The sequence below is a fragment of the Apibacter raozihei genome, from assembly GCF_004014855.1.
Lineage (GTDB): Bacteria > Bacteroidota > Bacteroidia > Flavobacteriales > Weeksellaceae > Apibacter > Apibacter raozihei.
In genome coordinates this window covers 2,438,762-2,461,057 of sequence record NZ_CP034930.1, presented here as the reverse complement: position 1 = coordinate 2,461,057, position 22,296 = coordinate 2,438,762, and the positions used below count along the sequence as shown (strand labels likewise).

21 protein-coding genes are annotated in these 22,296 nt (G+C 31.6%); 9 read left to right on the top strand and 12 right to left on the bottom strand.

Annotation, left to right across the window (positions count from 1 at the left end):
- Positions 1-48: 48 nt before the first annotated feature.
- A complete protein-coding gene (lpdA, locus tag EOV51_RS10975) occupies positions 49-1,437 on the bottom strand; it encodes a dihydrolipoyl dehydrogenase (RefSeq protein WP_128152573.1) in 1,389 nt (462 codons plus the stop codon).
- A gap of 111 nt (positions 1,438-1,548) precedes the next feature.
- Between lpdA and EOV51_RS10970 the strand changes: the two genes are divergently transcribed.
- A complete protein-coding gene (locus EOV51_RS10970; protein ID WP_128152572.1) occupies positions 1,549-1,854 on the top strand; it encodes a TM2 domain-containing protein in 306 nt (101 codons plus the stop codon).
- 64 nt (positions 1,855-1,918) lie between these two features.
- Here EOV51_RS10970 and EOV51_RS10965 read toward each other — a convergent pair whose 3' ends face one another.
- Together EOV51_RS10965 and pheS are read right to left on the bottom strand one after the other, a co-directional pair.
- A complete protein-coding gene (locus EOV51_RS10965; RefSeq protein ID WP_128152571.1) occupies positions 1,919-3,655 on the bottom strand; it encodes a thiamine pyrophosphate-dependent enzyme in 1,737 nt (578 codons plus the stop codon).
- Positions 3,656-3,770: 115 nt separating this feature from the next.
- On the bottom strand, positions 3,771-4,787 hold the full coding sequence (pheS, locus tag EOV51_RS10960) for a phenylalanine--tRNA ligase subunit alpha (RefSeq protein ID WP_128152570.1): 1,017 nt from the start codon (positions 4,785-4,787) through the stop codon (positions 3,771-3,773).
- Positions 4,788-5,286: 499 nt separating this feature from the next.
- On the opposite strand from pheS, the gene EOV51_RS10955 reads away from it, so the two are divergent.
- The 8 genes from EOV51_RS10955 (at position 5,287) to EOV51_RS10920 (ending at position 15,352) form a co-directional block, all read left to right on the top strand.
- Positions 5,287-6,351 carry a peptidylprolyl isomerase gene (locus EOV51_RS10955; RefSeq protein ID WP_128152569.1) on the top strand — a complete coding sequence of 355 codons (1,065 nt, stop codon included), beginning with the start codon at positions 5,287-5,289 and terminating at the stop codon, positions 6,349-6,351.
- A gap of 234 nt (positions 6,352-6,585) precedes the next feature.
- A complete protein-coding gene (locus tag EOV51_RS10950; RefSeq protein WP_128152568.1) occupies positions 6,586-9,363 on the top strand; it encodes a TonB-dependent receptor in 2,778 nt (925 codons plus the stop codon).
- 12 nt (positions 9,364-9,375) lie between these two features.
- Entirely contained in the window at positions 9,376-10,071 is a 696-nt protein-coding gene (locus tag EOV51_RS10945; protein ID WP_128152567.1) for a rhodanese-like domain-containing protein, read from the top strand.
- Between the two features lie 3 nt (positions 10,072-10,074).
- Positions 10,075-11,271: a carcinine hydrolase/isopenicillin-N N-acyltransferase family protein gene (locus EOV51_RS10940; RefSeq protein WP_128152566.1), complete on the top strand. Its 1,197-nt coding sequence runs from the start codon at positions 10,075-10,077 to the stop codon at positions 11,269-11,271.
- 130 nt (positions 11,272-11,401) lie between these two features.
- Entirely contained in the window at positions 11,402-11,995 is a 594-nt protein-coding gene (locus EOV51_RS10935) for a DUF4199 family protein (protein ID WP_128152565.1), read from the top strand.
- The gene (locus EOV51_RS10930; protein ID WP_128152564.1) at positions 11,955-12,914 is read left to right on the top strand and encodes a glycosyltransferase family 2 protein; all 960 of its coding nucleotides are present in this window, start codon (positions 11,955-11,957) and stop codon (positions 12,912-12,914) included. Before EOV51_RS10935 ends, EOV51_RS10930 begins: the two co-directional genes overlap by 41 nt.
- Positions 12,915-12,916: 2 nt before the next feature.
- A complete protein-coding gene (locus tag EOV51_RS10925; protein ID WP_128152563.1) occupies positions 12,917-13,633 on the top strand; it encodes a GIN domain-containing protein in 717 nt (238 codons plus the stop codon).
- 15 nt (positions 13,634-13,648) lie between these two features.
- Positions 13,649-15,352, top strand: a complete 1,704-nt coding sequence (locus EOV51_RS10920) for a phospho-sugar mutase (protein ID WP_128152562.1) — start codon at positions 13,649-13,651, stop codon at positions 15,350-15,352.
- Positions 15,353-15,736: 384 nt separating this feature from the next.
- On the opposite strand, the gene EOV51_RS14690 is transcribed toward EOV51_RS10920, so the two are convergent.
- From EOV51_RS14690 to EOV51_RS10880, 9 genes are all read right to left on the bottom strand, one after another.
- Entirely contained in the window at positions 15,737-15,880 is a 144-nt protein-coding gene (locus tag EOV51_RS14690) for a hypothetical protein (RefSeq protein WP_164875298.1), read from the bottom strand.
- Between the two features lie 96 nt (positions 15,881-15,976).
- Positions 15,977-16,837, bottom strand: a complete 861-nt coding sequence (gene epsC, locus EOV51_RS10915; RefSeq protein WP_128152561.1) for a serine O-acetyltransferase EpsC — start codon at positions 16,835-16,837, stop codon at positions 15,977-15,979.
- 152 nt (positions 16,838-16,989) lie between these two features.
- On the bottom strand, positions 16,990-17,772 hold the full coding sequence (locus tag EOV51_RS10910; RefSeq protein WP_128152560.1) for a zinc ribbon domain-containing protein: 783 nt from the start codon (positions 17,770-17,772) through the stop codon (positions 16,990-16,992).
- Positions 17,773-17,934: 162 nt separating this feature from the next.
- Positions 17,935-19,035, bottom strand: coding sequence for a Nif3-like dinuclear metal center hexameric protein (locus EOV51_RS10905; protein WP_128152559.1), 1,101 nt, complete (start codon positions 19,033-19,035; stop codon positions 17,935-17,937).
- Between the two features lie 119 nt (positions 19,036-19,154).
- On the bottom strand, positions 19,155-19,619 hold the full coding sequence (gene rplI, locus EOV51_RS10900) for a 50S ribosomal protein L9 (RefSeq protein WP_128152558.1): 465 nt from the start codon (positions 19,617-19,619) through the stop codon (positions 19,155-19,157).
- A gap of 19 nt (positions 19,620-19,638) precedes the next feature.
- Positions 19,639-19,944 (bottom strand): 30S ribosomal protein S18, encoded by a 306-nt coding sequence (rpsR, locus tag EOV51_RS10895; RefSeq protein WP_128152557.1) that lies wholly within the window; start codon positions 19,942-19,944, stop codon positions 19,639-19,641.
- 3 nt (positions 19,945-19,947) lie between these two features.
- Positions 19,948-20,289, bottom strand: coding sequence for a 30S ribosomal protein S6 (rpsF, locus tag EOV51_RS10890; RefSeq protein ID WP_128152556.1), 342 nt, complete (start codon positions 20,287-20,289; stop codon positions 19,948-19,950).
- 136 nt (positions 20,290-20,425) lie between these two features.
- The gene (gene aroB / locus EOV51_RS10885) at positions 20,426-21,478 is read right to left on the bottom strand and encodes a 3-dehydroquinate synthase (RefSeq protein ID WP_128152555.1); all 1,053 of its coding nucleotides are present in this window, start codon (positions 21,476-21,478) and stop codon (positions 20,426-20,428) included.
- Between the two features lie 16 nt (positions 21,479-21,494).
- On the bottom strand, positions 21,495-22,196 hold the full coding sequence (locus EOV51_RS10880; protein WP_128152554.1) for a zinc metallopeptidase: 702 nt from the start codon (positions 22,194-22,196) through the stop codon (positions 21,495-21,497).
- Positions 22,197-22,296: the final 100 nt, after the last annotated feature.

The window sequence follows — 22,296 nt, the reverse complement described above, 5'->3', positions numbered from 1 at the left end:
AAAACCTTGCAATAAAATTGCAAGGTTTTTTTATTTAAAAGTACTTTTTTATAAATCTATTGCTTCTCCGTATGCATCTTCAGTAGCACCTTTAAAAGCTTCAGATAGAGTTGGGTGTGGATGAACCGTTGTCAAAATTTCATGAGCGGTAGATTCCAGTCTTCTTACAGCGACTGCTTCTGCAATCATATCTGTAACTCCATTTCCCACCATATGACATCCTAAAAGTTCACCATATTTAGCATCATAAATTACTTTGATAAATCCTTCTGTATCTCCGTTAGCTGTTGCTTTACCAGAAGCTACAAGAGGAAACTTTCCAACTTTCAGTTCATATCCGGCATCTTTTGCTTTTTGTTCAGTCATTCCAACAGAAGCTATTTCCGGAGAACAGTAAGTACAACCTGGAATATTTCCATAATCAATTGGTTCAACTTCTAAGCCTTTAATTTTCTCAACACATAGTACACCTTCTGCAGATGCTACGTGAGCTAAGGCTGGTCCAGGAATAACATCCCCTATTGCGTAATATCCCGGTACGTTTGTTTTATAATAATCATCTACCAGAATACGTCCCTTATCAGTAGCGATTCCAACTTCTTCTAATCCTAAATTTTCAATATTAGCAGCAATTCCTACTGCTGATAGAACTACATCAGCTTCTAATGTAACTTCACCAGCGGTAGTTTTTACATATGCTTTAACACCTTCACCATGAGTCTCTATTTTTTCGACTGATGAATTAGTCATAACTTCTATACCTTGTTTTTTGAGTGATTTTTCAAGATATTTAGATACTTCATTATCTTCTACAGGTACAATATTAGGTAAAAATTCTACAACGGTTACTTTTGTACCCATAGTTGCGTAAAAATATGCGAATTCAATTCCGATTGCTCCTGAACCTACAACTATCATAGATTTTGGCTGTGCAGGAAGAGTTAATGCTTCTCTATATCCTATAACACGAACCCCATCTTGAGGAAGATTAGGTAGAACCCGAGATCTGGCACCGGTTGAAATTATAATATGTGAAGCAGAATATTCAGAAACTTTTCCTTCACTATCAGTAACTTCAATTTTTTTACCAGATTTTACTTTAGCATTTCCCTGAATAACATCAATTTTATTCTTTTTCATGAGAAAGCCTACTCCCTTATTCATCTTATCAGCTACTCCCCGACTTCTTTTAACAATGTTGGAAAAATCAAAAGAGGCTTCAGTTTTATTCAAACCAAACTCTTCTGCATGTTTAATATATTCATAAACGTGAGCACTTTTAAGAAGCGCTTTTGTAGGGATACACCCCCAATTTAAACAAATTCCTCCAAGATTCTCACGTTCTACAACAGCTGTTTTAAACCCTAATTGTGATGCTCTGATAGCTGCCACATATCCTCCAGGTCCGCTGCCGATAACTACAATATCATAATTCATTATCTCAAGTATTTTTAAGGACAAAAATACATTATTTTTATAAATTGTTTATTATAAATTCAAAGTAAAAAAATATTGTCTTATTTTTGTTACTAATTTTATCATACCAAAATGGATCAAAAAAAATATTATCAGGAAGATAGTACTTCCAACGAATTTAATTTAACTCCTAAACAGGAAAACAAAAAAGTTGTCAGCGGAATACTTGCTATATTACTTGGAGCATTAGGCATTCATAAGTTTTATCTAGGTTACACTAAAGAAGGGCTTATCATGTTACTTGTATCTGTACTTTCATGTGGTATTGCCTCAGGTGTAATGGGAATTATTGGTTTAATAGAAGGTATTATTTATTTAACTAAATCCGATGAAAAATTTTACGACACTTATCAGCTAAATCATAAAGGATGGTTCTAAAAAATAAATTAAAAAAACTAAAAAAACAGATTACTTTTAATCTGTTTTTTTAGTTCAAGTAAACTTATAAAATACTTTTTATATGCTTAATGTTGCTTTCTATTGTATCAGCAACTTCTCTAATATTTCCTCCCAACATCATTTTAGCCATAGAAGTAGCCATACCTTTAATTTGAGTCCATTCGATTTTTGGTGGTAATGCTAATGAATTAGGATTTGTCATAATATTAACCAGTACAGGTCCCTGAGTTGAAAATGATTCTAAAATAGCTGATTCAACCTCTTCAGGTTTATGTACATTTATCCCTTTAAAACCCATTGCCTGAGCTATAAGGCCAAAATCAGGATTCACCATATCTGTTTCGTTATCCGGAATACCATCTACTTCCATTTCTAATTTAACCATACCTAATGATCGGTTGTTAAAAACAAAAAGTTTTATGGGCAACTGATATTGATGTATAGTCGCTAAATCTCCTAATAACATAGAAATTCCACCATCTCCGCAAAATGCTATAACTTGCTTAGATGGACATGTTAGTGCGGCTCCTATAGCCATCGGCATAGCATTAGCCATAGTTCCATGACTGAATGATCCTAACATTTTTCTTTCTCCTGTTGCATGAATATAACGAGCCCCCCAAACACAACACATCCCCGTATCAACTGTAAATATAGCATCTTTATCAGCCAGACGATTTATTTCAGAAGCAACGTATTCTGGATGGATTAAATCTTCCTTACCTGGATCTTTTACATATACATTCAATCCGCTTTTTACTTCTTCATATTTTTTCAATTGTTTTTGTAAAAACGAATCTTCTGTTTTAGTATTTATTAATGGTAGTAATACATGTAATGTATCCTCAACTTTTCCACACAGACCTAAATCTATTTTGGCTCTTCTTCCTAATCTTTCCGGTCTTTCTTCAATCTGAATGATTTTTTTATTAACAGGCATAAAATTAGCATATGGAAAATCTGTTCCTAACAACAAAACGACATCGGCTTCATGCATACTTTGAAATGCTGAAGGTAGCCCCAATAATCCTGTCATTCCAACCTCATAAGGATTATTATATTGTGTTCCCATTTTCCCCCTGAAAGAATATCCTACTGGAGATTTTAATTTTTCAGCTAGCTGCAATAGAAGGCTATGTCCTTTGGACGCTCCTATCCCACAATAAATTGTAACCTTATCATTATCATTTAAAATATTTGCTAATTCATATAATTCATCTTCAGAAGGATGAAGAACAGGACTGGTTTTAAATGTTTTAATTGAGCTTACTATATCTACCGCCGGTTTAGATTCTAAATCTCCCGGTAAACCAAAAACAGCTACTCCTTTTCTTGAAATTGCATGCTGTAATGCTGCCTGTAACATTCTGGGAGCCTGTTCCTGCGTTGTTGCTATTCTATTATAAATACTACAATCATCAAAAAGTTTTATTGTATTGGTTTCCTGAAAATATTCTGTACCAAATTCTTGGGTTGCACATGTAGATGCTATTGCAATTACCGGAACATTCCCTCTATTTGCTTCATATAAACCATTGATCAAATGAACATGTCCCGGACCTGAACTACCGGCACAGCAGGCAATTCCATCCAATTCAGCTTCTGCTGCTGCTGCGAAAGCGCCTACTTCTTCATTTCTAACATGAATCCACTTAATATTCCCATTTCTTTTTATTGCTGCATTAAATTCATTCAAACTATCTCCTGTTACAGCGTATACTCTTTTTACACCTGCCTCTACTAACATTTCGACCAACTGGTCTGCTACTTTTTTTGCCATGCTAATTATTTTTAGATCTACAGTTCAAATTTTATTCCATACGTTTAAAAAAACAGATAAATAAACAACAAAAAAAGCCCTGCGTTTAACAGGGCTTTCAATTATTTTATTTTAATTAAATTTCATTGCTGAATTGTTGCAACATTCTTATGTCATTTTCTGTAAACATTCTTATATCTCCAATTTGATACATAAGCATTACAATTCTTTCAATTCCCATACCAAATGCAAAACCACTATATTTTTCCGGATCTATATTAACATTTTTTAAAACATTAGGATCAACCATTCCACATCCTAAAATCTCTAACCATCCGGTACCTTTAGTTATTCGGTAATCTGTTTCTGTTTCCAATCCCCAATAAACATCTACCTCAGCACTGGGTTCAGTAAATGGAAAATAAGAAGGTCTCATCCTAATTTCGGATTTCCCGAACAGTTCAGTTGTAAAATATTGCAATGTTTGTTTTAGATCGGCAAAAGAAACATTCGTATCAATATATAATCCTTCAATCTGGTGAAACATACAGTGCGAACGTGAAGAAATATCTTCATTTCGATAAACTCTTCCGGGAGAAAGAATACGAATTGGAGGTTCATTCTCTTCCATGTATCTGATTTGTACCGAAGAGGTGTGAGTTCTTAAAACTGTATCTGGATTTTTTTCAATAAAGAATGTATCCTGCATATCTCTTGCAGGGTGATATTCTGACATATTTAGAGCTGTAAAATTATGCCAGTCATCTTCTATTTCGGGTCCGTCTGCTACAGTAAAACCAATTTTTTTAAAAATATTTATAATTTTATTTTTAACTATGTTAATCGGATGTCTGCTACCTAAGTTTAAAGGTATTCCGGGTCTGGATAAATCTAATTGAATGTCTGTATTTTTTTGGCCAGCTGTCAATTCTTTAAGAGATTCGATTTTTTGTGTAACCAGTTGTTTTAAATCGTTTACCTGTTTACCAAATTCTTTTTTTTCGTCGTTAGGAACTTCTTTAAATTTTAAAAAAAGATCATTAAGAATCCCTTTTTTTCCTAAATATTTTATTCTAAATTGTTCAACCTCTTCTGGTTTTGCCGAAACAAAACTTTCAACTTCCTTCAAATAATTTTTAATATTTTCGATCATTTTATATTCTTTACTTTCTATTGAATAAATGCTACTCTATTATTATGATGCAAAAATAAGAAAAGAAAAATATATTAATTAACATTTTTATTTTCTTATTAAAAAGTTTTAATTAGTAGTTTTTATAATTTACATTAAATCTATAAAATAAAAAAACCTCCAATATTAGAGGTTTAAGGTTTTTTAAAAGGTTTTAAATTAAATAAACATGCTATATAAAATATATTATACAAAGTTTATAAGAAATAGTTTATTATTTTCGGTTTCTATTGTATTTTCAAATATCATACCACAAAAAAATTTATGTTTATATTTCTTACTCCTTTAAAGAAAAAAGCATCGTGTCTATAAGCTAAGCTGTTAGATTGAGAACACTTCATTATGATATTTTTATTAAAGGAACCTTTGCAAAATATTTAGTAAATCAAATGATTACTCTTCTATTTATAGTGTCATTTAATTTTACTAATTTTGAGTTTTATTAGATATACTCTGTATCATGCTAAAAAAAATAATGGCCGTATGCCTAATATTAACTTTAATAAATTGTAAAACATTGGAAATAGACAAACAAACGTACGATAGTCTTGAAAACGGACTTTACGCAAACATTAAAACAAATAAGGGAGATATGCTGGTAAAATTCTATGATAAAGAATCTCCTGTGACAGTTGCTAATTTTATAGGTTTAGCTGAAGGTAAAATTCCAAACGATGCTAAAAAAGCAGGTGTTCCTTTTTATGATGGAATTATATTCCACCGTGTAATTAAAGACTTCATGATTCAAACAGGTGATCCTCAAGGTACTGGAATGGGAGGCCCCGGATATAGATTTGAGGATGAAAAAAACGATTTAAAGCATAGTGGAACAGGAATTTTGTCCATGGCTAATTCAGGACCTAATACTAATGGCAGCCAATTTTTTATCACAGAAGTTCCGACTCCATGGTTAGATGGACGTCATACAATCTTCGGTGCTGTTATTAAAGGTTTGGAAGTTGTCAACACAATTGCGAATTCAAAAACGGGTGCTCAAGATAAACCTGTTGAAACAATATCAATGGAAAAAGTATCCATTATTACTAAAGGTGATGAATATAAAAATTATGATGCTGCCCATTTTTTTGCTGAAAACAAAGATTTAATTTCTGAAAGAAATAAAAAGTGGCAGGAGGAGAAAGATAAACTTGCTACAACTAAACTTGAAGAACTTAAATCAGGTATGACGCAAACTCCATCAGGTTTATTTTATAAAATAACAGAAAATGGAAATGGTTCGCAAGCTAAAGCAGGGGATACAGTATCTGTTCATTATGAAGGATCTTTAACCAATGGAAATGTATTTGATTCATCTTTTGCCCGTAATGAACCTATTGAGTTTCCTTTAGGTAAAGGAATGGTTATTCAGGGTTGGGAAGAAGGAATTGCTTTATTAAAGGAAGGTGACAAAGCTGAATTTTTAATTCCTCCAGCTTTAGGCTATGGGGCACAGGGTGCCGGTGGAGGAGTAATACCTCCTAATGCATGGTTACTCTTTAAAGTTGAGTTAGTTAAAACAAAATAGTTTTACTGAATATAAAAAAGGGGATATAGACATATATCCCCTTTTTATTTTACGATTATTGTTTAATAAATATAATTAATTAAACAATACTCATTTTTTATTGAAAATATTATTATAAGTTTTTCATGATTTTTATCATAAAAATTTAGCTAAATATAAAATAAAGAGATTATATTTGCATGAAATTCCTACTACATTGATAGGAATTACCTATATAAAATTAGTAACTTAAGTATGAAGAGAAATTTATTATCTGTAAAAACTGCCGGAATCATTCTATTTAGTTCAATAAGCAGTTTAATATCAGCTCAAACTATTATTAAAGGTAAAGTTCAGGATGAAAAACAATCAGGTATAGCTGAGGTTCGTATATCCGTATCGGGAATAGATAACTTAGATACCTATACTGACGAAAATGGAGAGTATAATTTAACACTTCCTAAAGGTAATTATACTTTAACTGCTATAACAGTTGACAATGATGAAACTTCGCAAAAAATCATCGTTGATAATGAGCCTTCTAAAAATGTTAATTTTATAATTAATACTCATCAAATAGATAATATTATTGTAATAGGAACCAGATCCAAGCCCAGAACTTTATTAGATTCTCCTACTCCTGTTGATATAATAGACATAAAAAAGGTTGCAGATAATGGTGCACAGGTTAACGTTAATCAAATATTGAACTATGTTGCTCCATCATTTACCTCTACTCCACAGTCATTAGGTGGAGGAACAGATATGACCGACCCCGCTTCATTGAGAGGGCTAGGTCCCGATCAGGTGCTAGTATTGGTAAATGGCAAAAGAAGATACAATTCTGCATTATTAAATGTAAACGGAACTTTCGGTAAAGGAACCGTGGGAACCGATTTAAATTCCATTCCTGTATCTGCAATAGAAAGAATTGAAATACTCAGGGATGCAGCAGCTGCGCAATATGGAAGTGATGCCGTAGCCGGAGTTATAAATATTGTATTAAAAAAATCAATAAATAAACTTAGTGCTAGTGTTACAGCCGGTCAATACCTAAGTAAAAATGATGCACAAGGAAAAACATCCCATGACGGTGAAAATATTCAGGTAGGTCTAAATTATGGTATCCCTCTGGGAAACGATGGAGGATATATTAATTTTTCCGCTTCTTATGATCAAAGAAATCCTACGGATAGAGGAGGAATATATAACGGAAGTATTTACAAAGATTATTCAAGTGGTACTGCCATAGACAAAACTGATGAATTTTTAGAATCTACCAATACAAATAGAAGAGATTACAGCTTAATTGTTGGACAATCCAAAGCCTTAAACGGTCAATTATCCTATAATGCTTCCCTTCCATTAAATACAAATATAGAAATTTATTCGTTTGGTATTTTCGGGTACAGAAACAGTATTGCTTCTCTTTTCTATCGATATCCCAATTCAGTTAACAATGTTGAGGAAATATATCCAACCGGATTCAGGCCTCAGGCTGAGGCAAGTATATATGATAAGTCTGCTGCAATAGGAATAAAAGGACTTGTTGCATCGTGGAATGTTGAGTTAAGTAATACCTTTGGACAAAACACATTTAACAATAAAACCATTCATTCATTAAATGCCTCGATGGGAAGTAATTCTCCGACCAGTTTTCAGGGAGGAAAATTACAATTTACTCAAAATGTCGTTAACCTGGATGTTTCGAAAAAATTTGATTGGCTTTCCGACGTTAATATTGCCTGGGGAGGAGAATACAGATATGAAAGATACCAAATTATTGCAGGAGAAGAAACATCTTATGCTAATTATGCATTAGGTCGTGAAGTGGTTAATCCAGATGGATCTGTTTCTGTAATTCCGGATATAAATGGAACAATTCCTATTAAATTCGGTCCTGACGGAAAAACTCCTTTGCCTGGAGGCGCACAAGGTAATGCCGGTTTTTCTCCCCAAAATGAAACTGATGCTAATAGAAATTCCCTAGCCGGATATGCAGATGTAGAAATTAATTTTTCTCCTTCATTTTTGATTGATCTTGCAGGGAGATATGAGTATTTTAATGATTTTGGTTCCACTGTAAATGGAAAACTAGCATTTAGATATAAAATTTCAGATCAAATAACATTCAGAGGATCCGGAAGTACCGGATTCAGAGCTCCTTCTCTGCAACAAAAAAATTATTCCAGTACCAGTTCATTATATATAAATGGTAACATGTATGAAGTGGGAACGTTTACTAATGATAGTAAAGTCGCTAAACTTCTGGGAATTCCAAGCCTGAAACCTGAAAAATCAAGGAGTGTAAGTGCCGGACTAACTGCGAAAGCTGGTAGGTTCAATTTTAGTTTAGATGGATATTTTACACGTGTAATTGATCGAATCATATATACCGATTTATTTAGTGGAGATCCAAACGGATCGGAAACAGATAAAGAAATTTATGAAATCTTGCAAAAAGCGGGGGCTCAAAAAGCTCGTTTCTTTGCCAATGCTATTAATACAGAAACTAAAGGTTTAGATGCTGTTATATCATATCATTCTTCGTTAGGTAAAGGAAAATTATCCGTTGATTTAGCCGGTACCATATCTTATACTCAACAAGTGGGTACTATTAATACATCTGAATTGTTGAAAGGTAAAGAGGATATTTATTTTAGTAACGCAAGTAAAGTTTATATTGAAAATGTAATACCTAATCAAAAGTTTAATGTTTCAGTGACTTATTCAATTACAAAATGGAATTTCTTTGTTAGAAATAATTATTTCGGAGGTGTCACTGAACCATCATCTACTCTGGCTTTTCAGCAGTATTATAATCCAAGATGGGTCACTGATGCATCAGCCAGTTATCAAATAAATAAAGCAATTAAATTAACAGTCGGAGCAAATAATATATTTAATACTTATCCTGAAAAAGTAGACAATGCGGCTAACAGCAATAGTGGTCAGTTCGTATATTCCAGATATGTAAGTCAGTTTGGCTTTAACGGACGTTATATCTTTACCCGTTTAAATTTTGATTTTTAAATTATTAAACCTATGAAATATATTTTTTTAACACTAGTATCTTTATTGGGAATTTTCATGTCTGGACAAACCAACGACCAATTATTGGATCCTAAAGAATTTGCAGAAAAATTCAATGATCCTAATATTGTAATTTTAGATGTCAGAACTCCTAAAGAATTTGTTACCGGTCATATTGAAAATGCTATTGACGTTGATTACAGGAATGAAGATTTTAAGGAACAGATTAAAAAGCTTGATCCGGATAAAACTTATCTTGTTTATTGTCGTACCGGAATACGTAGTGCTTCAGCAATAGATTCTTTAAAATCACTGGGATTTAAAAATTTATATGATTTGAAAGGAGGTATAACAGCTTGGAACCAACTAAGTATGCCAACTACAGGAGGACAGCCAGATAAAATATCTTCCGAAGAATACAACAAAATAATTTCATCAGATGCAATTGTCCTTATAGATTTTTATGCGCCTTGGTGTGGTCCTTGTTTAAAAATGGAGCCTATGTTTAAAAGACTTTCCGAACAATATAAAGACCGTCTGACTATTGTAAAAATTAATGCCGATGAAAACAAAGTTTTAGCTAAACCTTATATTGAGAGAGGCTTTCCATTACTTATTGCTTATAAAGATAAGTCCATACAATGGGAACGTGCAGGATTACTGGATGAAGCAGAACTTATAAATTTAATTAATGAATTAATACACTAAACCATGAAAAAAAATATTTTAGTTGTTTTTACACTTTTTATAATGGCCGTATCTGGAGTATACAGTTTTGCTTGTACTACGGCTGTTATCTCTGGAAAAGCAACTCCGGATGGAAGACCATTACTATACAAAAATAGAGATACTCCCTCTTTACATAGCCGTTTAATTTATTCCGATAAGGGAAAATATACTTTTATAGGAATGGTTAACCCTAATGATATTGAAAATAAGCAGGTTCTTAATGGTCATAATAGTGCCGGATTTGCGATAATGAATTCCGATAGTTACAATATTAACTCTGTTGAATTAAAAGAAGATGACAGACAAGACGGCGAAATAATGAGACTTGCACTTGAAACTTGTGCTACGTTAAAAGATTTTGAAAATCTGCTTAATTCTCTTCCTAAACCATTAAAATTAAGTTCTAATTTTGGTGTTATTGATGCAAACGGAGGAGCTGCTTATTACGAAACCGGAATTAATGGTTTTGTGAAATTTGATGCCAATAATCCTCAGACAGCTCCTTTCGGATATATTATTCGTACCAATTATTCATTTTCCGGTGATGTTTCCAAAGGAAAAGGATATAGCAGATATCTGCAGGCTCAAGAATTGATATACAATGGTTCTCTTTCAAATTCTTTAACTCCTAAGTACTTTATGCAGAATATTTCACGCAGCCTTGTACATGGACTTACTAAGACTGATTTAAATCAATATAAAGAAACGTATGCTGCATTCAGGGATTTTATTCCAAGATATTATACTGCTTCAAGCGTAATTTTTCAGGGAGTAAAGCCCGGAGAGTCTCCTTCCCTTACCACGGCTTGGACGGTTCTGGGTTCAACCTTAGGGTCAGTAACTATCCCAATCTGGATAAACGGAAAAAAATCTTTTCCAAAAATACTGACTGCTGACTCTAAACAAAATACACCTATGGACCAGTGGGCAACTCAAATCAAAAATAAACTTTTTCCTATTGAACGAGGAGAAGGAAATGATTATATTCAAGTTCCTTTGCTACTTTCAGTAACACCTCAGTTAATTTCTATTGAAAATTCAATTTTTGATAAATCATCAGAAATATTAACTCAATGGTATGAAAAAGGTAAACCCAACGAACAGGCACTTCAGGAGTTTTATTCTTGGATAGATTCCTATGTCACGCTGGAATATAAAAACAGATTTTTAAATAATTAGTTTTGTAGATTATAAATGAAAAAATCCGGTCTAATGACAGGATTTTTTCATTTTGCTTTCTATTAATTTATAACCATGTTTCTGTAAGTTTCCATTCCATAAAAAAACAGTAAATTTGCGTTTATTGATTATGAAAAATACACCTTTACATTACGGAATCTCACTTGCAATTCTAACTTTAGCCCTGTTTTTTGCAGTCTACTTTTTCTTTTCGGGCTTTAACTATTATTTAATAAGTCTGAGGGTAAATGTATTTGTTTTACCTTCTATATATGTATTATTTACTGTTGTATTATTATATAAACGTACCTCAAAATACAGATTATCATTTAAAGAATGTTTCAAAATTTCATTTACTACTCTTTTTATTGGAGGCACTTTATCTTTACTTTTAATAATATTATTTTTAAATTATGCAGATCCGGATGCACAGATTTTATTACAACATCAAAGAATAGAACAAAACTTAAATAATCTTCATAGTGACTATAATTCTTTAAAAGAACCAACAAAAGAAGAAACAGCCTTGTATAAAGAGCTGGTAAAAAGTTTATCTTCTGACACTACAAAAAATGAACTTTTATTTAATTTTAAAAATTCTTTTGCTATTTTAGGCGTTATATATTTATTTTACCTAACAATATCCTTATTTTTGTCAATATTTTTTAGACTAAGAAATCCAAATGCAATTATCCATAGTAATACCCCTGCTCAACGAAGCTGAATCTCTTGATGAGCTCTTTACAAGAATACGTAAAGTATGTGAAAAAGAAAATTATACTTACGAAGTTGTTTTTGTTGACGACGGAAGTACGGATAGTTCCTGGGAAGTTATTTCCAAATTAAATCAGGAATATCCACAAGTCAAAGGAATCCGGTTCGCCCGCAACTATGGAAAATCGCAAGCTCTTAATGCAGCATTTAAATGTGTACAGGGAGAAGTAGTAGTAACCATGGATGCTGATTTACAAGATTTTCCAGAAGAAATTCCCGGATTAAGAAAGATGATTCTTGAAGATCATTTTGATTTAGTTTCCGGCTGGAAGAAAAAGCGTTACGATAACGTATTAACAAAAAACCTTCCTTCCAAATTATTTAATTGGGCAGCTCAGTCTACTTCCGGAGTAAAACTGCACGATTTTAATTGTGGGCTCAAAGCTTATAAAAAAAGCGTTGTTAAGGCTATTGATGTCTACGGAGATATGCATAGATATATTCCTGTGCTTGCAAAAAACGAAGGTTTTTCTAAAATAGGAGAAAGAGAAGTTCCTCATCAAGCCCGGTTATATGGCAAATCAAAATTTGGAGCTAATCGTTTTGTAAGAGGATTTTTAGATCTTATTACTATTTGGTTCATGTCCAGATTTGGTTCCAGACCCATGCATTTTTTTGGTTTTATAGGTACGCTGATGTTTATCATCGGTTTTATATCTTCTGCCTGGATGGGTGTAAACAAACTGGTTAAAGTATGGAATAATATTCCTGCCCGTTTAATTACTTCCGATCCTTTATTTTATATTGCCTTAACCATGATGGTTTTAGGTGTACTGTTGTTCATTGCCGGTTTTTTAGGTGAACTTATAGTCCAGTTAAAGAGAGGTAAAAAAGAAGATTATACAATTTCTAATTATTTAAATTTATAATAATGAAAAAATATTTATTGAATTTTACAATTATTTCCGCTCTGTTTTTAGTATTATCTTCATGCAGTTTTTCAGTAAAAGGAGAAGGTAAAGTTACTACAAAGGAAATTAAGTTGAACAATATTTCACAATTGAAAGCTGAAGGAAACTATCGCGTAATCTATTTATATGATAATAAAAATCCGCGAATGGTTATTGAAACTTATAAAAATCTGATTGAAAATCTTAAAATCAATAATGCCGGAGGGCAGTTAAGTCTTTCAGAATCCAGAAAAGTTAAAGATACGGATCTTTATAACATTTATATTTATAATCCCGAAATTGAACGATTTGATTTACATAATTCTGTAAACGTAGATATAAATTCTCAGTTAAGAGTTTCCAAATTAAATTTAACTCTTTCTGAAACCTCCAAATTTTTAGGAAATAATATAATTACAGATGAATTAGTTGTAAAAGCGTCCAATACTTCTAAAATAAGTTTACAAGGCACAGCTAATAAAATTATTCTTACAGGAAAAGACCAAAGTGATTTTTCTGCTCCATATCTTGAAATTTCTGACGCTCAAATACTACTTTATAATGTAGCGACTGCTGAAATTAATGTTAAAAACAAACTTACAGGAACTATATCTGACAATTCACAACTTACTTTACTGGGAAATCCAGCTAAAGATTTAAAAGAAAAAGATTTAGCTCAAATAAAGAAAAAGCAATAACAAAAATTACATAAAATGAATTCATTAGAAATTGCAAAAACTTGGTTAAAGGAACCTTTTGATTCTGAAACACAAAAGGCTGTACAAAATTTAATTGATACAAATCCTACCGAACTGGATGATTCCTTTTATAAAAACCTGGAATTTGGTACTGGAGGAATGCGTGGAATTATGGGTGTGGGTACCAATAGATTAAATAAATATACATATGGGCAGGCAACTCAGGGTTTAGCAAATTATTTGCATCAGCAATTTCCTGAGGGTAAGATAAAAGTAGCTATTGCTTTTGATGTTCGTCACAATAGTGACACATTTGCCAAACTGGTGGCAGATGTACTTACTGCTAACGGTATTTTTGTTTACTTATTTGATGAATTCAGACCAACTCCCGAACTATCATATATAGTACGTGATCTCAATTGTAATGCAGGAATCGTTTTAACTGCATCGCATAATCCTCCTGAATATAACGGTTATAAAGTCTATTGGAATGACGGAGCACAGATTGTTCCTCCCCACGACACTGCTATTATTCAAGAAGTTAGAAACGTTAATTTTAAGGATATAAAATTTAACGGAGATGAGACAAAAATTACTTATATAGGTGCAAAAGAGGATGAAAAATTTATAGATGCAGCTATTGAAAATAATCTGTATTTAAAAGGAAAGAAAGATTTAAAGATTGTTTACACCTCACTTCATGGAACTTCAATTACAATACTTCCGGAAACTTTAAGCAAAGCAGGTTATGAAAATGTATTTATAGTTCCGGAACAAAAAAATCCTGACGGAGATTTTCCAACGGTTAAATCTCCTAACCCTGAAGAACCTGAGGCCCTTTCTCTTGCATTAAAATATGCAGAGGAACAAAATGCCGATATTGTTTTTGGTACGGATCCGGATGCAGACAGGCTGGGTATTGCTGTTAGGGATTTAAATGGTAAGTTAGTTTTATTAAACGGTAATCAGGCAAATACTATACTAACTGATTATATATTGCAAAAATGGAAAGCCGATGGAAAAATTGATGGGAAACAATTTATCGGTTCTACTATTGTTACATCCGATATTTTCTTTTCATTAGCTAAATTGTATAATGTAGATTGTAAAGTTGGGCTAACCGGTTTTAAATGGATTGCCGATTTAATTAGAAAAGCGGAAGGTAAAGAAAAATTTATTTGCGGAGGTGAAGAAAGTTTTGGTTTCATGCCTAGCGATTATGTTAGAGATAAGGATTCTATATCTTCTATTCTAGTTGCTTGTGAAGCTGCACAAGAGGCTAAAAATGAAGGTAAAACGTTGTTTGAGAAACTTATTGAAATTTATGAAAAAACAGGTTATTTTTATGAAGAATTAGTTTCTATCGTAAAGAAAGGAAAAGATGGAGCAGAACAAATTGCAAAAATGATGGAAGAATTCCGCATGAACCCACCTAAAGAATTAGTAAGTGAAAAAGTAACCAAAATGGATGATTATCAGTCTTCCGTATCTTTAAACCTTCTTACAGGTGAAAAAACATCTATTGATATTCCTAAATCTAATGTGCTGATTTTCTATACAGATAAAGGTACTAAACTTGCTTGCCGTCCTTCAGGAACAGAACCTAAAATTAAATTTTATTTTTCTGTACAGGATTCACTATCATCTAAAAATGAATTTAATGCTCAATTAGCCAAAGCGCAAAATAAAATTCACAAAATAAAAGAATTTTTAAGTTAGTTCTTTTTACGAGAAAAAATGTCTGAATTTATCAGACATTTTTTTATTCGTATAATCTGATTTGTAAACTATAAAACTAAATCATAAATATGTTATACAAATTGTTAAATTTTTTTGTAATGTTAAAGCTTAAAAACTAATCTATATCTTCACTTAATATATCCACTTTGGATTTAATTATTCTATTTACTTATCTTTTTATGGTATTTTTACCTGATTGATTTACTATTTGAGATTTTTTTAATAATCATATTTAAAATTAATAATAGTCCTATAGAAAAAATTAAATCGTATATAGTTTGGGGTTTTATTTTATTTATTTGTATCAATATAATAATATACATTTGGCTTATTACCTTGTATTTGGATCGGTAGTGATCTATACTATATAATTAATGTTTGAGGTATAAAACACGCACCTAATCCTTGCTGTGAATGAGAACATGGAATTCCTCCCGAAATAATCGGAGAATCTGAAGGCTTAACGGAATTGACTTTTTTTAGCACTTCACCAAACCCTTTTATCAAAAAATCTACTCCTTCAGGAAAATCTTCAATTATTTTTTAGCTGTTACTTTTGAATATATTTTAGGTTACTCAAAATTTACTTTTATCTTCTTCTTTTTATATTATAAAATTTAGAGGTTCTTTAAAATCTTTGATCGTTTTTATTTTCATTTCAGATGAATAATAAGCCAAAGTATATGGTTCTACAGAATGTGTAAGCCAAACATTTCCTCCTATAACAGAATCATGACCAATACTTGTTTCACCTCCTAAAATAGTCGCTCCTGCATAAATGACTACGTTATCCTCAACGGTTGGATGTCTTTTAACCTTAGATAGATTTTTAGTTACAAAAAGAGCTCCCAAAGTAACTCCCTGATAAATTTTAACATTATTACCAATAATGGTAGTTTCTCCTATCACTGTCCCAGTTCCATGGTCTAAAAAGAAATTATCTCCTATTTTCGCTCCCGGATGTATATCAACACCCACTTTAGCATGAGCATATTCAGAAAAAAGACGCGGTATGATAGGCACCTGCATTTTATAAAATTCATGTGCAATACGATGAACTGATAATGCAAAAAATCCTGGATAGGTCAATACAATTTCTTCAAGTGATTCTGCGGCCGGATCATGAGCTAAGAATGTTTGTGCATCGTTATAAAGTCTTTGTTGAATACCTGATATTTTAGTGAAAAAATCAATAATTATCTTTTCAGCTTTATCAGCTTCCATAAGTCTTGAAAAATTGGAAAGCAAAATTTTATAAATAAGTAATAGTTCTGCTTCTGATTGATTATTATCCGGAATTTCACAAATTGGAAACATTTGAGAGAATAATTTTTCAACAACATTTTCCAGCTCTTGTTTATTAATAGGTAAATAAATGGGCTTGGATCTAAACTGAGTAATAAATTCATTTATCCGTTTATTTATATCTGAGGGAATAGTATCATTGTCTGATGATTTTTTCATTATTTGTCAATTAAGATTAATCAGGTTTTATTAATTCTAATTTTTAATCATTAAATTGGTTGAATTAAAATCTTAAAATTTATAATTAAAGTTAAAAAAAAAAGCAATTCTAAAATAGAATTGCTTATAATTTATTATTATTAAAGAAATATTTATTTCAATAAATCTTGCATTTTTTCTTGTTCTTCTCTGGCTAAGTACTCATCTACCAGAATTTTACCGCTATGCTCATCTAAAATTATTTTTTTTCTCGAAGCAATTTCTACTTGTTTTTGAGGAGGTACAGTAAAGAATGAACCTACTACAGCACCTCTATCTAAACTGGTTATAGCTAGACCGTTTTTAGAACTTTTTCGGATTCTGTAATAGCTATTAAGAAGTCTTTCATCTATTTTAGAAGCAAACTCCTGAGATTTTTCCAAAAGAAAATTTTCTTCTTTTTCAGTTTCTTTTATTAAGTTAGATAATTCCGCTTTTTTATGATTTAAGTGATCTTCAAAACTAGAAAATTTTACTCTTTGTTCTTCTATCTGTGACTTTTTGAACTCGATTTTAGCATTAAGCTCTTTAATTTTCTTGTTCTGTAATTGAATCTCCAGCTCTTGATATTCAATTTCTTTTGTTAAAGCTTCAAACTCTCTGTTATTTCTCACATTATCTTGCTGAGATTTGTATTTTTTAATCTGAGCTTCAGAATTTTTGTTTAATTCGTTTTTTACTTTAATATCATTCGTCAGGTTTACTACTTCATCTTCAATTTTTCCAATTCTTTTTTCTAAACCAGCAATTTCATTTTCCAAATCCTCAACTTCTATAGGTAACTCACCCCGTAAATTTTTTAACTCATCCAAACGAGAATCTATGATTTGTAAATCATATAATGCTCTCAGCTTTTCTTCTACTGTAGTGGTATCCGCTTTTTTATTTGTAGCCATAGGGTTGGTATAATTATTTTTAGAATTTATTTTCAACTTTCTTTAAGATTGCAAAATTACTAAATTTTATGATATATTTGATATTTAATCAAAGATTTCCGCTTAGTAACTAGCAACTTTATTTGACTAATGTCATCTACTCATGTTACTATTTATTATATTTCATAAAAAATATTTTACCGGATTAGTTTTTACTTCAGAAATTACCATTTTACAAGATTCAGAAATATAATTTTTTAAATAATTGAAGAGCAAATTTTTGGTAAACTGTTCACTTTCATAATGACCTATATCTGCTAGTAAAATTTTTCCTTCTGCCTGAAAAAACTCATGATACTTAATATCAGAAGTTACAAACGCATCTGCTCCGGCTGCTATAGCTTTTTTTATAGCAAAACTACCTGAACCTCCAAGCAGTGCCACTTTTTTCACTTTTTTACTTGTAAAAGATGTATGACGAATGCACTTTGTAGGTAATGATAATTTTAATTTTTGCAAAAAGTCAGTTTCGGAAATCTCATATTCAAGCTCTCCAATCCTACCCATACCTAAATCCTGATTTTCATTTTCCAGAGTATATATTTCATATGCAATTTCTTCATAGGGGTGCGATTCACGCAGGGAATTCAATATCTTGTATTGTTTGTAATCTTCAAAAATTACACTAACCTGTATTTCATCAACTTCTTCCGGTTTATTAATCTCTCCGATATAAGGCTGAGAATTTTCCGTGGGTAAGAATGAACCTTTACCCTCAATTTTAAAGCTACAATTCTTATAATTTCCAATTTCACCAGCTCCAGATTCAAACAATGCTTTTTGAACATTCTCTACATGTGAAACAGGGACATAGGTTTGTATTTTTTTTATTCCTTGAATTTTAGGAATTAGAGGTTTTAAATTGTGTACTCCTAAACGTTTTGCTATTTCGTAATTTACTCCTTCTTTGGCAATATCTAAATTCGTATGTATAGCATATATATTAATATTATTTCTAATTGCTTTAATCACTGCTTTTTCAACATAGTTTTTACCAGTTATTGATTTCAAACCTGAAAAAATTATAGGATGGAACGTTACTATCAGATTGCATTCGCAATGAATCGCTTCTTCTACTACTTCTTCCAGGCAGTCTAATGTTATAAGGATTCCTTTAATATTATCGGATTGATTGCCTACAAGTAAACCTACATTATCAAATGATTCAGCATTGGAAACCGGAGCTATTTTTTCTAACAAGCTAGATATATCGGCTACTTTCATTTCTTTTATTTTATTTTCAAATATATTATATGACCATCTAAATAACAAGATAAATAAAAAGAAAAACGGCTGATAAATCTATCAGCCGTTTATATTATTACCGATTAAACTCGGATAAATTAATCTTCAGCAGTTACTCCATCTGAAACAACATCAAATGAGTAATCATATTCTACAGTTCTGTGTAAACGAACTTTAGCAGTATATTTTCCTAATCTTTTGATTGTATTTCCAGGAATTTTGATGTATTTTTTTTCAATTTTAACACCTGCTTTAGCTAAAGCTTCTGCTAAATCGTTATTGTTTACAGAACCGAAGAGTCTGTCTCCTGTACCTACTTTTGCAGGAATAGTAACGGTAACTTCTTTTAATTTGGCAACAATTTCGTTAGCTGTTTTAACTAATGCTGCTTCTTCTGCAGCTCTTTCCTCTAAAGTAGCTTCTAAAGCTGCTTTATTTTTAGGTGTAGCTAGTAAAGCTAATCCTTGAGGAATTAAAAAATTACGAGCATAACCTGGCTTAACATTAACCACGTCAAACTCTAATCCTAAATTTTCTACGTCTTTTTTAAGAATTACTTCCATGATTTCTTTTTTCTTTGAATTAAGGTTTTAACTGATCTCCTACATATGGTAATAATGCCAAATGTCTTGCTCTTTTAATTGCTTGAGATACTTTTCTTTGAAATTTTAAAGAAGTTCCGGTAAGTCTTCTTGGAAGAATTTTACCTTGTTCGTTTACAAATTTTAATAAAAAATCAGGATCTTTATAATCAACGTATTTAATACCGTATTTTTTGAAACGGCAATATTTTTTTTCTGTTTTGGTGTCAATATCTAACTGACTTAAAAACTTAACTTCGCTGGCATTTCCTCCTGCTGCCTGTTTTGCTAGATCATCTATTGCCATGTCTTATTTTTTTAAAGATTTAACTTTTTCTTCTCTTTTTCTAGCCCATTCTACTCCGTGTTTATCTAATTTCACGGTAAGAAATCTTAAAATTCTTTCGTCTCTTTTGAATGCTAATTCCAGAGTATTCACAATATCTCCGGGAGCTTGAAACTCAATAAGATGATAGAATCCGTTTCTTTTAAGCTGAATTGAATAAGCTAATTTTTTTAATCCCCAGTTTTCCTGGTTTACAATAGTTGCGTTGTTTTCTTTGAGAAGGTTCTCAAAAGATTTAACTGCTTCCTCTACCTGAGAATCCGATAGAACGGGAGTTAATATGAAAACAGTTTCATAATGATTCATAAATCAAATTTTTTATTATTTTTTCGAACGGCAAATATAGGGCGTTTAATTGATTTTACAAAATTAAATTAACTAGAGCATAGTATTTCAAAATAAAAAGAGAGAATATATATTCTCTCTTTTTATTTATCTATATTTACAATTGATTATAATTACGTAAGGCCTGCTTTACAATATCTTCATCTACCGCAACATCGAATACGGCTTTTCCTATTCTTTCCAGTAATACAAATTTGATTTCATTATTTGTATTTTTCTTATCATTCTGCATAAAGTTAAATATCTCCTTAAAATAATCTTCTTTAATATCTATCTTTTTATACAATGACAAAATATACTCTTTGATATCTTCATACTCCAATTCTGATAATAATCCTTTTTTAACGGATATGTAACTTTCCACTATCATTCCCATAGCTACACCCTCCCCATGTAAAATAGGATTACCCTGTTCCAGAAAGAAACTTTCAACAGCATGTCCAATGGTATGTCCGAAATTTAATATTTTTCTTAATCCTGTTTCTGTAAAATCCTGAGAAACTACTTCTTTCTTAATTTCAATACTAGTTCTGATTAAGTCATCCATATCTTCCAGATGTATTCCGTTAAGAGAAGTTATTTCTTTCCAATATTTTTCGTCTGCAATTAATCCGTGTTTTATAATTTCTGCAAAACCACTGAGAATTTGTTCTTTTGATAAGGTGGATAAAAAACCTGGATCTACCATAACCAATTCAGGAAGAGCAAAATTTCCTATCTGATTTTTATGACTGCCCAAGTCCACACCGGTTTTCCCCCCTATAGAAGCATCTACCATAGATAACAGGGTGGTCGGTACATTTATAAAACTTACACCTCTTTTATAACAGTTGGCTACAAAGGCTCCCATATCTGTAAGCACTCCCCCTCCTATATTTATAATAAGACCTTTTCTATCAATTTTTAGTTCAGTCAAAGCTTCCCAAAGATTGATACATACGTATAAATTTTTATTGACCTCACCGGATTCTATTTCCAGAATTTCAATTTCAGATTCTGATTCTATCTCTGATATAATTTGAGGCAGGCAAAATTCATGCGTATTTTCATCAACAAGAAAAACTATTTTGGTAGGATTATTAGTTTTTATAAACTGATTAATTTGTTTAATTCCTTCCTCGGCGTAATATATGGGATTAATAACGTTCATTTTTTGGTATATATAATTATTCGCTTCTTCTGTTTCCTAATAAAATCATAACAAAATAAAGTAATTGAGCTAAAGACCCTAGAGCGGCTACTAAATAAGTTCTTGCTGCCCACTTTAGAGCATCTTTACATTCATCATATTCATTAGGCTGTACAATCTGATTGTTTTCTAACCAGGCTAATGCTCTATTACTTGCATCATATTCTACCGGTAGGGTTACAAATGCAAAAAGAGTAGTGACTGCAAATAGTGCTATACCTATAGCCAAAACAATAGTGTTACCTGAATAAGCCATTATTGCTATTCCTGCCAGCAAAACCCATTGCAGAAGATTAGAACTGATACTAACCACAGGCACTAATTTGGAACGTAACTGAAGCATCGAATATCCTACGGCATGCTGAACTGCATGTCCACACTCATGAGCTGCTACAGCTGCTGCAGCTGTAGATCGCTGACTGTAAACTCCTTCAGATAAATTAACTGTTTTATTAGCCGGATTATAGTGATCTGTAAGCATTCCCGAAGTGGAAATTACTTCAACATCTGTAATTCCATTGTCTATCAACATTTTTTCAGCTATCTCTTTACCGCTCATCCCATTGGATAATCTTGTCTTTGAATACTTATCAAATTTAGATTTTAACCTGTTTTGGACTATAAAGCTTATCACAAAGATAGCTCCAGTTATTAATAAATAAATTGGATCATATGCCATACTATATAATTTCTAAATATTATTTTAATAAATGTAATTTTCGTACTTAAATTTTAATATTCATAATTCATAACTATATTTGCTAAAATTATGCCTTTTT

Coding starts and splice junctions, on each gene's coding strand:
- lpdA (WP_128152573.1), bottom strand. CDS start 1,437: ATGAATTATGATATTGTAGTTATCGGCAGCGGACCTGGAGGATATGTG.
- EOV51_RS10970 (WP_128152572.1), top strand. CDS start 1,549: ATGGATCAAAAAAAATATTATCAGGAAGATAGTACTTCCAACGAATTT.
- EOV51_RS10965 (WP_128152571.1), bottom strand. CDS start 3,655: ATGGCAAAAAAAGTAGCAGACCAGTTGGTCGAAATGTTAGTAGAGGCA.
- pheS (WP_128152570.1), bottom strand. CDS start 4,787: ATGATCGAAAATATTAAAAATTATTTGAAGGAAGTTGAAAGTTTTGTT.
- EOV51_RS10955 (WP_128152569.1), top strand. CDS start 5,287: ATGCTAAAAAAAATAATGGCCGTATGCCTAATATTAACTTTAATAAAT.
- EOV51_RS10950 (WP_128152568.1), top strand. CDS start 6,586: ATGAAGAGAAATTTATTATCTGTAAAAACTGCCGGAATCATTCTATTT.
- EOV51_RS10945 (WP_128152567.1), top strand. CDS start 9,376: ATGAAATATATTTTTTTAACACTAGTATCTTTATTGGGAATTTTCATG.
- EOV51_RS10940 (WP_128152566.1), top strand. CDS start 10,075: ATGAAAAAAAATATTTTAGTTGTTTTTACACTTTTTATAATGGCCGTA.
- EOV51_RS10935 (WP_128152565.1), top strand. CDS start 11,402: ATGAAAAATACACCTTTACATTACGGAATCTCACTTGCAATTCTAACT.
- EOV51_RS10930 (WP_128152564.1), top strand. CDS start 11,955: ATGCAATTATCCATAGTAATACCCCTGCTCAACGAAGCTGAATCTCTT.
- EOV51_RS10925 (WP_128152563.1), top strand. CDS start 12,917: ATGAAAAAATATTTATTGAATTTTACAATTATTTCCGCTCTGTTTTTA.
- EOV51_RS10920 (WP_128152562.1), top strand. CDS start 13,649: ATGAATTCATTAGAAATTGCAAAAACTTGGTTAAAGGAACCTTTTGAT.
- epsC (WP_128152561.1), bottom strand. CDS start 16,837: ATGAAAAAATCATCAGACAATGATACTATTCCCTCAGATATAAATAAA.
- EOV51_RS10910 (WP_128152560.1), bottom strand. CDS start 17,772: ATGGCTACAAATAAAAAAGCGGATACCACTACAGTAGAAGAAAAGCTG.
- EOV51_RS10905 (WP_128152559.1), bottom strand. CDS start 19,035: ATGAAAGTAGCCGATATATCTAGCTTGTTAGAAAAAATAGCTCCGGTT.
- rplI (WP_128152558.1), bottom strand. CDS start 19,619: ATGGAAGTAATTCTTAAAAAAGACGTAGAAAATTTAGGATTAGAGTTT.
- rpsR (WP_128152557.1), bottom strand. CDS start 19,944: ATGGCAATAGATGATCTAGCAAAACAGGCAGCAGGAGGAAATGCCAGC.
- rpsF (WP_128152556.1), bottom strand. CDS start 20,289: ATGAATCATTATGAAACTGTTTTCATATTAACTCCCGTTCTATCGGAT.
- aroB (WP_128152555.1), bottom strand. CDS start 21,478: ATGAACGTTATTAATCCCATATATTACGCCGAGGAAGGAATTAAACAA.
- EOV51_RS10880 (WP_128152554.1), bottom strand. CDS start 22,196: ATGGCATATGATCCAATTTATTTATTAATAACTGGAGCTATCTTTGTG.